The organism is Streptomyces sp. NPDC055966 (genome assembly GCF_042269865.1).
In the GTDB taxonomy this organism is placed as follows: Bacteria; Actinomycetota; Actinomycetes; order Streptomycetales; family Streptomycetaceae; genus Streptomyces.
This window is the reverse complement of sequence record NZ_JBHJYK010000021.1, coordinates 75,284-88,259: the sequence shown is the minus strand read 5'-3', so window position 1 is coordinate 88,259 and position 12,976 is coordinate 75,284. Positions and strand designations below refer to the sequence as shown.

The window sequence follows — 12,976 nt, the reverse complement described above, 5'->3', positions numbered from 1 at the left end:
CTCACGTGTGGAACATCGGGTCGGCCCAGTGCGGGGGCCGCCGGGTGTCGGTCACCGTGCGGCCCGAGCCCGCGTCCCTCTCGGCCGCCCGGGGGCCGGCGGCCGGCGGGTGCACGGGGGTGGCCGTGGTGGCCCGCAGCGCGGCGACGAAGTCGAGGCAGGTGGCGTACCGCTCGTCCGGGCTCTTGGCGAGGGCCCTGGCGAGGACGGCGTCGACGGCCGGGGCGAGTCCGGGGCGGGCCGCGCTCGGCGGGGGCGGCTCGTCGTACTGGTGGGCCCACAGCAGCGCCATGTCGTCCTCGCGCCGGAAGGGCGGGCGGCCGGTGAGGGTCTCGTAGACGACGCAGGCCAGCCCGTAGACGTCGCAGCGGCCGTCGACGGGGCGGCCGGAGATCTGCTCGGGCGCGACGTAGTCGAGGGTGCCCACGAACTGGCCGACGCTGGTGAAGCCGGTCAGGGACAGCGACTTCTTGGTGAGCCCGAAGTCGGTGAGGTACACGTGCTCGGGGTGGTCGCGGTCGGTGCCCTCGGCGATCAGGATGTTGCCGGGTTTGACGTCCCGGTGGACCAGGCCGTGTTCGTGGGCGGCGTCGAGGGCGGAGGCCACCTGTCCGGCGATGCGGACGGCGTCCGGCACGGGCAGCGCTCCGTGCGCGTCCAGCCGATGGCGCAGGTCGCTGCCGGAGACGTACCGCATGGCGATGTAGAGCACGCCGTCCGTCTCGCCGGCGTCGTAGACGGGCACGATGTGCGGGTGGTCGATCGCGGCGGCCACCTGGGACTCGTGGGTGAACCGCTTGCGGAAGGTGTCGTTGCGGGCGAGTTCGGGCGCGAGCAGTTTCAGGGCGACCGTGCGGTCCAGGCGCAGGTCGTGGGCGCGGAAGACGACGGCCATGCCGCCGCGCCCGACCTCGCTCTCGATCCGGTAGTTCGCCACCGTCCGGCCGATCAGTTCCGCGGGCCGACCGGAGAACAGGCTGGTCTCGCGGGCCATCAGCGCTCGCCGTCGGGCGTCACCAGCCGGGTCGGGTCGTGCCCGGGCTCGGTGTCGCCGGTGACCGCGTGGTCGGTGGCGTAGGTGGTCAGCCGGCGTCCGTCGCCGTACATCCAGCGGCTCTCCTCGGGGTCGTAGAGCCAGACGGCCTCGCCGTCGACGACGATCCCGATCCGCAGGCCGTGGGTGCGGTCCGCGAAGTCCTCGCCGGCGAGGGAGCCGGCCGCCAGCTCGTCCACCGCGGAGCGGTAGGCGGCGAGCGCCTCGGCGGCGCGGGCCAGCAGGGGCCGGGGGTCGGCGGCGCCGGCCGGTCCGCCGGCGACGGGCGGGTCCTCGGGTACGGCGACGAGCCCGCGCCCGTCGACCCAGGCGGCCCAGCCGTTGGCGCAGCCGATGTGCGCCCAGTCGCCGCGCCGTTCCAGGAGCTGCACGGGCAGCAGGGGGTCGAGGGGCACGGTGGGCCGGGCCGGGTCGGGGGCCTCCCAGGCGGGCATGCCACGCGGCGGGACGACGTGCGTGGGCCGGAATCCGGGACCGGGCGCTCTGCTCATCGGGCGCCTCCTTCCGCGTGGGGCTCGTGATGCCTGCGGGTGCGGATCGTCTTGCCGTCCGCTTCCGTCTGCTTCCGACTATTTCCGCATGAGGGCGGGCTCCTGCCGGCGCAGCAGCCGGGCGACGGCGAGGCCGCACAGGACGGACAGCACCAGCAGCATGGCCAGGTCGAGCAGCCAGACGCCCGGCGCGTGCCGGAAGAGCGGGTCGGCGGCCGGCTTGCCGGGCACGAGCCGGGACAGCCCGACCGTGCCGGCCATGGCGCCGAGCGCCCAGCGCGAGGGCACGAGCCAGGACAGCTGCTCCAGACCGGGCACACCGTGGAGTGTGAGCAGGGCCCCGCAGAAGACGACCTGGACGATGGCGAGGAGCACCAGCAGCGGCATCGTCACCTCCTCCTTGCGCACCAGCGCGGAGACGAGCAGGCCGAACATCATGGCGGTGAACGCCAGCAGGGCGACGGCCAGGGCGATCTCGGCGAGCGGCGGCAGCAGGACGCCCTTGCCTCCGGGGGCGTCGAGGTCGACGCCGAGCAGGGCGACCAGGGTGAGGACGACGGCCTGGGCGACGGTGACCGTGCCGAGCACCACGATCTTGGACATCAGGTACGCCGATCTGGGCAGGCCGACGGCGCGTTCCCGCCGGTAGACGGGGCGTTCCTTGACGAGTTCGCGCACCGCGTTCGCGGCGCCGGTCAGCACGGCGCCGACACACAGGATGAGCAGCGCGTTCATCGCCGTGTCCGGGGTGAGGCGCCCGCCCGCCAGGGCGCGGGCCATGGCGCCCATGACGAACGGCAGGGCGGTCATGACGACCAGGAAGGTGCGGTCGGCGCTCAGGACGGCCGTGTAGCGGCGGACCAGGGTGCCGAGCTGGGCGCCCCAGCCGCGTGGGCGGGGCGGCGGTGCCGGGGTGACGGGGGCCGGTCCGGGGTGGTGGGGCTGGGTCGTGGCCTCGGTGACGTAGTGCCGGTGGAACGGCGACGCGCGGTACTCCCCGGCCCAGTCGCGGTCCGGCTCGCGGTCGAAGGCCTCGAAGGCCTCCGGCCACTGCTCGTGGCCGAGGAAGGCGAGGGCGTCGTCGGGCAGGCCGTAGTACGCCACTCTGCCGCCGGGGGCGAGGACCAGCAGGCGGTCGCAGCCGCCGAGGCTGAGCACGCTGTGGGTGACCACGACGACCGTGCGGCCGTCGTCGGCGAGGCCGCGCAGCATGGTCATCACCGAGCGGTCCATGCCGGGGTCGAGCCCGGAGGTCGGCTCGTCGAGGAAGAGCAGCGAGGGTTTGGTGAGCAGTTCCAGGGCGACGCTGACCCTCTTGCGCTGTCCGCCGGAGAGGCGGTGCACGGGCTGGTCGGCGCGGTGTTCGAGGCCGAGTTCCCGGATGACCTCGGTCACCCGGGCCTGCCGCTCGGCGGGGGCGGTGTCCTCGGGGAAGCGCAGTTCGGCGGCGTAGGTGAGCGCTGCGCGCACGGTGAGCTGGGGGTGCAGGATGTCGTCCTGCGGGACCAGGCCGATGCGCCCGCGCAGTTCGGCGTAGTCGCGGTAGAGGTCGCGGCCGTCGTAGAGGACGGTGCCGCGGTCGGCGGGCCGCTGTCCGGTCAGGGCGTTCAGCAGCGTGGACTTGCCGGCGCCGCTCGGCCCGACCACGGCGAGCAGGCACTTCTCGCCCACCGGGAAGGACACGTGGTCGAGGAGCACCGTGCGCCCGCCGTCGACGGCGACGGTGAGCTCCTGCACGTCGAGGGAGACCTCGCCGGTGTCGACGTACTCCTGGAGTTCCGTGCCGACGAGGCAGAACGCGGAGTGCCCGATGCCGATGATGTCGCCGGGGCCGACCCGGGCGCCGCCGGTGACCGGCCGGCCGTTGAGGTAGGTGCCGTTGTGGCTGTCCAGGTCCGCGATCTCGTACGTGCCGTCCGGGTGGGCGCGCAGTTCGGCGTGCCGGCGGGAGACGGTCAGGTCGTCCACCACCAGGTCGTTGTCGGGGGCCCGGCCGATGCGGACGGTGCGCGGGGGCAGCGGGCGGACGCTGGTGGGGCGGCGGAAGGTGCCGGTCAGCCGGGGCTGTGACACGGCGGAGGGGCGGTCGGGGACCGGTTCCGGGGCGTCGGCGGGCATCGCGCGGGGGCCGTCGGCGGGGCTGCCGAAGCGGATCTCGCTGCCGGGGCGGACGTCCCAGCGCTCGATCCTGCGGCCGTCGGCGTAGGTGCCGTTGGTGCTGTGCTGGTCGGCCAGGGTCCAGTGGTCGCGGTCGCAGCGCAGCACGGCGTGGTGCCACGAGACCCGGGCATCGTCGAAGACGATGTCGCTCAACGGGTCGCGTCCGACGTGGTAGTCGCGCCCCGGGCTCATCACCGTGGAACCCGTGTCGGTCTCCAGGACGAGTTCGGACGCCGTCGGGGCGACCGGCCGCTCCGCCATGGCCAGAATTCTACCGATTAGACCCGCTATGGGCCTCTCCGCCCTCTCCGCTCCCTCCTCCCCCCCCCCGGGGCGCATGGACACGTGTCAGGCGACGGGTACGACGAGGGCGGGCAGGGTGCGCTGCATCCGGAGCGCGTCGACGGACTCGGCGAGCAGCTCGTACTCGGTGGTGTCGTCGCTGGCGGCGATCCGCACCAGCCGGCCGCCCGCCAGTTCGTCGGCCACCCGCTCCTGCCCGACGTCGTCGGCGCACCAGGCGCGCAGCAGCGTGGGCACGTCGGCGACCGTCTCGGCGACGGGCACCAGCGCGCCCACGGGGAAGGAGGGATGCCCGGGGCTCGGGTCGAGCCGCTCGGCGATCCAGGACGCACGGTCCCGTAACCACCACAGGGCGAGCGCCAGTGTGGGCGCGCGATAGGTGCCGAGCGGTACGCCGATGCGGCGGCCGTCGCACATGCCGTACGCCGTGACATGGCACAGGAATTCGTCGTGCACGTCTCACTCCCCCGTCGCCTCGCTGGTGTGCCGGCCGAAGCCCCGCCTTCCCGTGCGGCTCCTGTGCGGTGAAGTGCCCCTGGCGTTCGAGTATCGCCTCTCCCGAAACACTGTCACCATGCCTTTCCGGCCAGCCTGTTGGCATATTCGGCGCCCGTTCTGAGCGGAATACACCGAGGTGCGCGCGGGCCTCCGGCATTACCGGAGAGGTAATCGACCCGCCCCGCCGGCCTCCGGCATGGTGGTCACACCGGATCGGCGAAGCCCCGGATCCGGGCCCGACCAGCACTGACGACCACGATGGAGGCTGATTCACCATGTCCGTGAACACCGACCGTTACGAGACCGCGGCCGCCCGTTACTTCGAGGCCTGGAACGCCACCGAGCCGGAGGCGCTGAAGAAGGCGGTCGCCGCCGCGTGGACCGCGGACGGCGGTTACACCGACCCCCTCGCCGACGTCCGCGGCCACGAGGGCGTCGCGGCCGTGATCACCGCCGCCCACGGGCAGTTCCCGGGGTTCGTCTTCCGCCCGCTCGGCACGGTGGACGGCCATCACGACACGGCGCGCTTCGGCTGGGAGCTGGTGAGCGAGGACGGCTCGACTCCGGTCGCCGGGTTCGACGTGGTCACCCTGGACGAGGAGGGCCGCATCCGGCAGGTGCTGGGCTTCCTGGACCGGGTGCCGGAGGGCGCCTGACGCCTCGCGGCGACAGCCCGGCCGGCGGCCTGGGCGAGGGGCTGCCCTCCCGCCCCGCTTCCCCCCACACTGAGTGGCATGCACCTGCGCATCGAAGCCCACTCCCTGCCCGGCCGCGACTGCGGGCCCGGGCCGGACTTTCACGGGGTCAGCGGGATCGAGGTGGCGGTCCAGCGCAAGGACCGGCCGGCCGAGCTGCTCGATCCGCAGCCCGGCGACGCCGCGACGGCGTCGTGGACGCTCCCGTGCACGTTCACCGCCGACGGCGAGCTGCGCGGCCCGTACGTGCAGAACCGGCTCGGCGGACGCTTCGTCTATCTCTCCTGGGTCGGGAGGCAGCCGCAGGAGGAGGCGTCCCGGATGTTCCGGCGCGCCAAACTGATGCTCGTGGACGTTCCGCCCGAGGTGCTCGCCGAGGCGCGGCGGCGCGGCACGCTGGTGGGCCGGCTCGCCCTCACCGACGCCAAGGGCCGTCCGCTGTGCGGGCGGGTGGTGCCCCCGGCGATCGTGTGGAGCGCGGGCGAGCCGGCGCAGACGTGAGCCCGCGTCCCACTGCCCTGCGGCGGGGCTACGGACGGACGATCGCGTCGATCCGGGCCAGTTCCTCCGTGTCGAAGTCCAGGTTCCGGATCGCGCCGACGCTGTCCTCGACCTGCTGCGCGCTGCTCGCGCCGACCAGCGCCGAGGTGACGCGGCCGCCGCGCAGCACCCAGGCCAGGGCGAGCTGGGCCGGGGTCTGGCCACGGGACTTCGCGATCTCGTCCAAGGCGCGCAGCCGCGCGACGAGATCCTCGGTGACCGCGTCGGAGTTCAGGAAGGGGCTGTCGCCGGCGGCGCGGGAGTCCTCGGGGATGCCGTCGAGGTAGCGGCCGGTGAGCAGGCCCTGCTCCAGCGGGGAGTAGGCGATGGAGCCGACCTGGAGTTCGTCCAGGGCGTCGAGCAGGCCCTCGTCCTCGGGGCGCCGGTCCAGCATCGAGTAGCGCGGCTGATGGATGAGGAGCGGGGTACCGAGGTCGGCCAGGATGCGGGCGGCTTCCCGGGTCTGCTCGGCGGAGTAGTTCGAGACACCGACGTAGAGCGCCTTGCCCTGCCGCACCGCCGAGTGCAGCGCGCCCATCGTCTCCTCCAGCGGAGTGTCCGGGTCGGGGCGGTGCGAGTAGAAGACGTCGACGTACTCCAGGCCCATCCGCGTGAGGCTCTGGTCGAGCGAGGAGAGCAGGTACTTGCGCGAGCCCCATTCGCCGTACGGGCCGGGCCACATGAGGTAGCCGGCCTTGGTCGAGATCACCAGCTCGTCGCGGTACGGCGCGAAGTCGGCCCTCAGGGCCTCGCCGAGCGCGGACTCGGCGGCGCCGGGCGGCGGGCCGTAGTTGTTGGCGAGGTCGAAGTGGGTGATGCCCAGGTCGAAGGCGCGGCGCAGGATGGCGCGCTGGGTCTCGACAGGCCGGTCCGGGCCGAAGTTGTGCCACAGGCCGAGGGACAGCGCGGGGAGCTTGAGCCCGCTGCGTCCGGTGCGGCGGTAGGGCATGCCGTCGTAGCGGTCGGGGTGTGCGGTGTACAACGCGACTCCAGAGGGGTGGGCACATGGTCTGCCAGGACCACTCTTGCGCGCACCGCACGCAGCGGTCCAACAGGAGAATCCGATGGAATTGTGCGGCTAGGCTTCTCAATCATGGAACTGCGCCATCTCCAGCACTTCGTCGCGGTCGCCGAGGACCAGCACTTCACCCGGGCCGCCGAGCGTCTGATGGTGTCCCAGTCGGGGCTGTCGGCCTCGATCCGGGCGCTGGAGCGGGAGCTGCGGGCGCCGCTGTTCGTGCGGACCACACGCCGGGTGACGCTCACCGAGGCGGGGCGGGCGCTGCTGACGGAGGCCGAGCGGATCCTGTCACAGGTGCGCTCGGCGCACGAGGCGGTGGCGGCGGTGCAGGGCGTGCTGCGCGGCACGCTGGCGCTCGGCACCGAGCAGTGCATCGCCGGGGTGCACGTGGCACGGCTGCTGGCGGGCTTCCGGGGGCGGCATCCGGACGTGGAGATCCGGCTGCGGCAGGCGGGCTCCGGCGCGCTGGCCGAGGAGGTCGCGGCCGGGCGGCTGGACCTGGCCTTCGCCTACCGCACCCGGGCGGACTCCGATCAGCTGCGCTCGGTGGCGCTGACCAGCGAGCCGATGACCGTGCTGTGCCATCCCGGCCACCGGCTGGCCTCGGCGGGCGCGGCGCTCGCCCCGGAGGACCTGGCCGGGGAGGTCTTCGTCGACTTCCATCCGGACTGGGGCCCGCGCCGCACGACCGACGCCGCGTTCGCCGCCGCGGGCGTACGGCGCACGGTGGCGCTGGAGGTGAACGACGTGCACAGCCTGCTGGACCTGGTGGACGAGAACCTGGGGATCGCGGTCGTGCCCCGGCACTTCCGGCACAAGCGGCCCGCGCTCACCGCGCTCCCGCTGAAGGGCGCGGGCGAGGCGGCGTACGAGACGGTCGCCCTGCTGCCGCCGGACCGCGCCACCAGCCCCGCCGCCCGCGCGCTGGTCACCCTCCTCGAAACGGGAGGCGGGACAGGGGGGTTTGCACCACCCCAGGAGGGGCCCCAGGCCTCCTGATCCGGGCCGCCCGCCGCAGCAGACTCGGAACCGTCGGCGTACCGATGACGACTGACGACGGTTCAGGGAGACATGTCATGGCGGAACACACACGGCGGACCGTGCTGCGCGGCACGGCGGGGCTCGCGGCGACGGGCGCGCTCGTGGGCACAGGCGCGGGCACGGGCGCGAGCGCCGTAGCGGCGGGCCCCGCAACGGAATTGACGATACGTCACTATCCCTTCATGGAAGGGGTGTTCGCCCCGGTCACCGAGGAACTGACGGCCTTCGACCTGCCGGTCACCGGCCGCGTCCCGCGCGAGCTGAACGGCCGTTTCCTGCGCAACGGCCCCAACGTGCTGGGCCTGGAGGATCCCCGGGCCCACCACTGGATGCTCGGCGACGGCATGGTGCACGGTGTGCGGCTGCGCGACGGCAGGGCCGAGTGGTACCGCAACCGCTGGGTGCGCTCCTCGCAGGTCGCGCGGAAGCTCGGCGAGACGTACCCCGGCCCGGTGCCCGCGGAGGACTTCGCCTGCAACACGCACGTCATCCCGCACCGGGGGCGGATCCTCGCGCTCCAGGAGAGCGGCCCGCTGCCGTACGAACTCGACGGCGAGCTGGGCACGGTGGGCACGTACGACTTCCGGGGCACGCTGGAGGGCGCGTTCGCGGCGCACACCAAGTACGACGCGTTCGCGGACGAGTTGCACGCGATCGCCTACCACCCGGACTGGGACCACGTCCGGCACCTCGTCGTGGACGGCTCCGGCCGGATCGCCCGGACGCACCGGATCCCGGTGGCGGGCGCGCCGATGATGCACGACTTCGCGCTGACCGAGCGGTACGTCGTCGTCTTCGACCTGCCGGTCACCTTCGACGCGGCGGCGGCCGGAGCCGGCGCCCCGGTGCCGTACGTCTGGAACCGGAAGCATCCGACCCGGGTGGGTGTCATGCCGCGTACCGGCGGCCCGGTCCGCTGGTTCGGCATCGATCCGGTCTTCTACTCGCACACCCTCAACGCCTATGACGAGGGCGAGTCCGTGGTGATCGACCTGATGGCCTACCCGGCGCCGTTCTACGTCGCCGGGCGCGGCTCGGACGGGCCGTACGACGCGCGCACGGCCAGGCTGGAGCGCTGGAGCGTCGACCTGCGCCACGGGCGGGTGCGGCAGCGGGTGCTGGACGACCGGCCGCAGGAGTTCCCGCGGGTCAACGAGGCGCGGGTGGCGCGGCGGCACCGCTACGGCTACACGGCGGCGGCCGCCGGGATGACCGCCGCGTACCTGACGCCGGACGGCGCCGTCCCGCCCGACGACGCCTTCTCCGACGGGCTGGTCAAGCACGACCTGCTGCGCGGCACCACCCAGGTGCACCGGCTGCCGAGGGGCGCGGCGGCGGGCGAGGCCGTGTTCGTCCCGCGCGACCCGGGCGACCGGCGGGCGGCGGAGGACGACGGGTACACCCTCGCCTACGTCCACAACCCGGACCGCGGCCTGGCCGACCTGGTGATCCTCGCGGCGCAGGACTTCACCGGCGAGCCGGTGGCGCGGATCCAGCTGCCGGGGCGGGTGCCGCTGGGCTTCCACGGAAGCTGGATTCCGGACGCGTGAGGGCGCCGGATGCGCGATCGTGGACCGTATGCATGCCAAGGACATCCTCATCGACGGTTACGGCCGCATTCAGGAAGAAGTCCACGCCGCCCTCGACGGCCTCGGACCGGACGAGCTGAACCACCGTCCGGCGCCCGACGCCAACTCCCTCGCCTGGCTGGTCTGGCACCTGACCCGGGTGCAGGACGACCACGTCGCCGACGCCTTCGGCCTGGAGCAGGTCTGGCTCAGCGACGGCTGGGAGAAACGCTTCGGCCTCGACCTGCCGCCCCGCGACCACGGCTACGGGCACACCCCGGCGAAGGTCGCCAAGGTGCGGGTCGACTCCGCGGACCTGCTCACCGGGTACTACGACGCCGTCCACGAGCAGACCCTCGGGGCACTCAAGGGGCTCGCCGCCAAGGACCTGGAACGGGTCGTGGACGAGGGCTGGGATCCCCCGGTCACGCTGGGGGTCCGCCTGGTGAGCGTCCTGTCCGACGATCTCCAGCACGTCGGACAGGCCGCCTACCTCAGAGGGCTGCTTCAGAGCGCGGCCGCGTAACCGGGCAGGACCACGTCCTCGATGAGGGCCCTGCGCTCGTCGAACGGGATGAACGCGCTCTTGACGGCGTTCACCGTGACCGTGCGCAGGTCCTCGACGGTCCAGCCGGCCTCCTCGACCAGCAGGGACATCTCCCGGGTCATCGTCGTCCCCGACACCAGCCGGTTGTCGGTGTTGAGGGTGACCCGGAAGCCGAGGTCCTTCAGGGCCGTGATCGGGTGCTCGGCTATCGAGGTGGCGCAGCCGGTCTGGAGGTTGGAGGTGGGGCACATCTCCAGCGCGATCCGGCGGTCGCGCACCCAGGAGGCGAGCCGGCCGAGCTTGCCGGCCGCGAGGTCGGGGATGTCCTCGGTGAGGCGGACGCCGTGGCCGATGCGCTGGGCGCCGCACACCTGGACGGCCTGGTGGATGCTGGGCAGGCCGTGCGCCTCGCCGGCGTGGATGGTGAACGGCACGCTCTCGCGGCGCAGGTGCTCGAAGGCGGCCAGGTGGTCGGCGGCCGGGAAGCCGTCCTCGGCGCCGGCGATGTCGAAGCCGACGACCCCGGCGTCACGGTAGGCGACGGCCAGGTCGGCGGCCTCGCGGACCCGGTCGAACATCCGCATCCCGCACAGCAGGGTGCCCACGCGGACGGGGGTGCCGGCGGCGGCCGCCTTGGCCATGCCGGCGGCGAGGCCCTCCTGGACGGTCTCCACGACCTCGGCGAGCGACAGCCCGCCCTTGGTGTTCAGCTCGGGGGCGTAGCGCACCTCGGCGTAGACGACGCCGTCGGCGGCGAGGTCCAGCACGTACTCCTCGGCGGTGCGCAGCAGGCCCTCGCGGGTCTGCATGACGGCGAGGGTGTGCTCGAAGGTGGCGATGTAGCGGACCAGGTCACCGGAGTTGGCGGCCTCGAAGTACCAGGCGGCCAGTTCGTCGGGGTCGGTGGTGGGCAGGGTGTGACCGATCTCCGCCGCGAGTTCGACGACGGTGGCGGGGCGCAGGCCGCCGTCGAGGTGGTCGTGCAGCACGGCCTTGGGGAGCCGGCGGAGGGTCTCGGTGTCGATGCGGGACACGGTCATGGCAGGGCGTTCCTCGGCGAGTGGTTCAGCGGTGATCAGGCGGCGGGCTGGAGCAGGTCCCAGCGGTTGCCGTACAGGTCCTGGAAGACGGCGACGGTGCCGTACGGCTCGTGGCGCGGGTCCTCCAGGAAGGTCACTCCGGCCGCGGTCATGCGGGCGTGGTCGCGGGCGAAGTCGTCGGTGTGCAGGAAGAAGCCGACCCGTCCGCCGGTCTGGTCGCCGACGCGGGCGCGCTGGTCCTCTCCCTTGGCGCGGGCGAGCAGCAGACCGGTGCCGGCTCCGGCATCGCCGGGCTCCACGACGACCCAGCGGGAGCCGTCGGGACGCGGGGCGTCCTCGGCGAGCCGGAAGCCGAGGGCCTCGGTGTAGAAGCGGATGGCCTCGTCGTAGTCGTCGACGACGAGGGTGACCAGGGCGACGCGTCGCATCGGGACCTTCCGGTGGGGTTGGTTAGCGGGTGAGGTTATACGTAAAACTTCACGGGCGCCAGTCCCGTTCTACGCGCGTTGCACCGCGGGTGCCTCCATGCGTCGCCTCAGGGCTGCGGCGGGGTGTCGGCCGGTGGTCGGCCGGTGGTCCGGGTCAGGGCGTCTCGTCGCCCTGGGCGATCTCCACACGGTGGTGGAAGTCGGCCATTCCGGCGCCCGAGGCCACGCAGGAGACGGCGGTGCAGGCGAGGAGGAGGGCCGCGATCGTGCGGCCCGTGCGCGGGGCACGCGGGGCGGCCAGCAGGGCCTGGACGCGCTGCGGGACGGGACCGGAGGTCGCGGCGGCCACGAAGCCGGGGCGCTCGGCGGGCGCGGAGTGACCGGCGAGGGCCGCGCGGGCGATGGCACGGGCGGTCAGCCGCCGGTCGCCGACCCGGGCCGCGGCGGCCTCGTCGGCGGCGCGCTCGGCGGCGAGGCGGATCGACTCGCGGACGGGGCGCAGCGCCGGGTGGCAGTGTGCGGCGAGTTCGGCGGCGGCGAGGAAGTAGTGGTGGCCGCCGTCGTTGTGCGCCCGCTCGTGCGCGAACAGCGCCTCGCGCTCGGGGCCGTCCAGGCTGCGCAGCATCGCGGTGGTGACGACGATGCGGTGCGGGCGGCCCGGCAGCGCGTAGGCGTCCGGGCGGGACGAGTCCACCACGCACAGGTCGCCCGCGGCGGGGCCGCGCCCGGCCTGTGTACGCGCGACGCGGAAGGCGCGCGTCTGGCGGAGCACGGACCGGACCAGGGTCCAGCCGCACACGGCGAGCACGCCGACGGAGGTCGCGGCAGCGGGCAGGACGACGAGGTCCGAGGCGGTGTGCAGCGGGCGGACCAGTTCGCCGAGCGCGGCGAAGAGCGGCACCTTGAACAGCCCGATCAGGACGAACGAGCCGAGCGCGGCCAGCGAGCAGCCGGCGAGGACGACGGCACAGACGGTGACGGCCCACAGCGCGACGACCGGGGTCAGCCGGTCCAGGGCCCTGCGGGCCAGGGCCGGCAGGGCGAAGGGCAGCAGCAGGGGCAGCAGGAGCAGTGCGGTCATCGTTCTTCGGGTTCGAGCAGGTCCCGCAGGACACGTTCGTCGTCGGGGCTGAGCTGGGCCACGAACCGGGCGAGCACGGTCTCGCGGTCGGTGTCGCGGTCCAGCTCGCTGTGCATGCGGCGCGCGGTGAGCCCCTGGGCGTCCTGGACGTCGCGCACCGGGACGTAGGCGAAACCGCGCCCCTGGCGGTGCCGCTCCACGACCCCCTTGTCGTGCAGCCGGCTGAGGATCGTCGTCACGGTCGTCCGCGCCAGGTCCGCGCCGAGGCGCGACTGGACCTGGCCGGGCGTCTGCGGCCCTCCGGCGGCCCACAGCGTGGCCATGACACTCGCCTCAAGCTCACCGGCCGGCCGGCGCTCGTCCTTCGCCTCGGTCATGGAACGATCCTCACCCCGTCTACGTATGCGGCCAGGGAATCCGTCTACACGATGGTAGTCAACCGCGCCTTCGTACGGCTGTGCGCCCGCCTTGTCCCTTACCCGCCCATTATGGGCGGGCCCGGAGTGGCC

General features: G+C 73.5%; 14 protein-coding genes. 5 read left to right on the top strand and 9 right to left on the bottom strand.

Annotated features, from left to right (window positions below; all coding sequences use genetic code 11):
- Window position 1 precedes the first annotated feature (1 nt).
- The 4 genes from ACFC8N_RS36180 to ACFC8N_RS36165 form a co-directional block, all read right to left on the bottom strand.
- Window positions 2–994: a serine/threonine-protein kinase gene (locus ACFC8N_RS36180; protein WP_376293164.1), complete on the bottom strand. Its 993-nt coding sequence runs from the start codon at window positions 992–994 to the stop codon at window positions 2–4.
- Window positions 994–1,545, bottom strand: a complete 552-nt coding sequence (locus ACFC8N_RS36175) for a hypothetical protein (protein ID WP_356032212.1) — start codon at window positions 1,543–1,545, stop codon at window positions 994–996. The genes ACFC8N_RS36180 and ACFC8N_RS36175 overlap by 1 nt, the downstream gene beginning before the upstream one ends.
- Window positions 1,546–1,623: 78 nt before the next feature.
- The gene (locus ACFC8N_RS36170) at window positions 1,624–3,966 is read right to left on the bottom strand and encodes an FHA domain-containing protein (protein ID WP_362820877.1); all 2,343 of its coding nucleotides are present in this window, start codon (window positions 3,964–3,966) and stop codon (window positions 1,624–1,626) included.
- Between the two features lie 87 nt (window positions 3,967–4,053).
- Window positions 4,054–4,464: a hypothetical protein gene (locus ACFC8N_RS36165; protein ID WP_356032217.1), complete on the bottom strand. Its 411-nt coding sequence runs from the start codon at window positions 4,462–4,464 to the stop codon at window positions 4,054–4,056.
- A gap of 317 nt (window positions 4,465–4,781) precedes the next feature.
- On the opposite strand from ACFC8N_RS36165, the gene ACFC8N_RS36160 reads away from it, so the two are divergent.
- The gene (locus tag ACFC8N_RS36160) at window positions 4,782–5,162 is read left to right on the top strand and encodes a nuclear transport factor 2 family protein (RefSeq protein ID WP_376293160.1); all 381 of its coding nucleotides are present in this window, start codon (window positions 4,782–4,784) and stop codon (window positions 5,160–5,162) included.
- 78 nt (window positions 5,163–5,240) lie between these two features.
- Complete coding sequence (locus tag ACFC8N_RS36155) at window positions 5,241–5,702, top strand: DUF5990 family protein (protein WP_356032223.1); 462 nt, start codon at window positions 5,241–5,243, stop codon at window positions 5,700–5,702.
- Window positions 5,703–5,730: 28 nt separating this feature from the next.
- Here ACFC8N_RS36155 and mgrA read toward each other — a convergent pair whose 3' ends face one another.
- The gene (gene mgrA / locus ACFC8N_RS36150) at window positions 5,731–6,723 is read right to left on the bottom strand and encodes an L-glyceraldehyde 3-phosphate reductase (protein ID WP_376293157.1); all 993 of its coding nucleotides are present in this window, start codon (window positions 6,721–6,723) and stop codon (window positions 5,731–5,733) included.
- A gap of 111 nt (window positions 6,724–6,834) precedes the next feature.
- Between mgrA and ACFC8N_RS36145 the strand changes: the two genes are divergently transcribed.
- The 3 genes from ACFC8N_RS36145 to ACFC8N_RS36135 all read left to right on the top strand — a co-directional run bounded on the left by ACFC8N_RS36145 (window position 6,835) and on the right by ACFC8N_RS36135 (window position 9,897).
- Window positions 6,835–7,761, top strand: a complete 927-nt coding sequence (locus ACFC8N_RS36145; protein ID WP_356032229.1) for a LysR substrate-binding domain-containing protein — start codon at window positions 6,835–6,837, stop codon at window positions 7,759–7,761.
- A gap of 77 nt (window positions 7,762–7,838) precedes the next feature.
- Complete coding sequence (locus ACFC8N_RS36140) at window positions 7,839–9,353, top strand: carotenoid oxygenase family protein (protein ID WP_356032232.1); 1,515 nt, start codon at window positions 7,839–7,841, stop codon at window positions 9,351–9,353.
- A gap of 28 nt (window positions 9,354–9,381) precedes the next feature.
- Entirely contained in the window at window positions 9,382–9,897 is a 516-nt protein-coding gene (locus ACFC8N_RS36135; protein ID WP_362820882.1) for a DUF664 domain-containing protein, read from the top strand.
- On the opposite strand, the gene ACFC8N_RS36130 is transcribed toward ACFC8N_RS36135, so the two are convergent.
- From ACFC8N_RS36130 to ACFC8N_RS36115, 4 genes are all read right to left on the bottom strand, one after another.
- Window positions 9,879–10,958: an adenosine deaminase gene (locus ACFC8N_RS36130; RefSeq protein ID WP_356032237.1), complete on the bottom strand. Its 1,080-nt coding sequence runs from the start codon at window positions 10,956–10,958 to the stop codon at window positions 9,879–9,881. The genes ACFC8N_RS36135 and ACFC8N_RS36130 overlap by 19 nt on opposite strands.
- A 35-nt stretch (window positions 10,959–10,993) precedes the next feature.
- Entirely contained in the window at window positions 10,994–11,386 is a 393-nt protein-coding gene (locus tag ACFC8N_RS36125) for a VOC family protein (RefSeq protein ID WP_376293155.1), read from the bottom strand.
- 154 nt (window positions 11,387–11,540) lie between these two features.
- Window positions 11,541–12,467, bottom strand: a complete 927-nt coding sequence (locus ACFC8N_RS36120; protein WP_356032242.1) for a M48 family metalloprotease — start codon at window positions 12,465–12,467, stop codon at window positions 11,541–11,543.
- On the bottom strand, window positions 12,464–12,844 hold the full coding sequence (locus ACFC8N_RS36115) for a BlaI/MecI/CopY family transcriptional regulator (RefSeq protein ID WP_356032245.1): 381 nt from the start codon (window positions 12,842–12,844) through the stop codon (window positions 12,464–12,466). Before ACFC8N_RS36115 ends, ACFC8N_RS36120 begins: the two co-directional genes overlap by 4 nt.
- Between the last annotated feature and the right edge of the window lie 132 nt (window positions 12,845–12,976).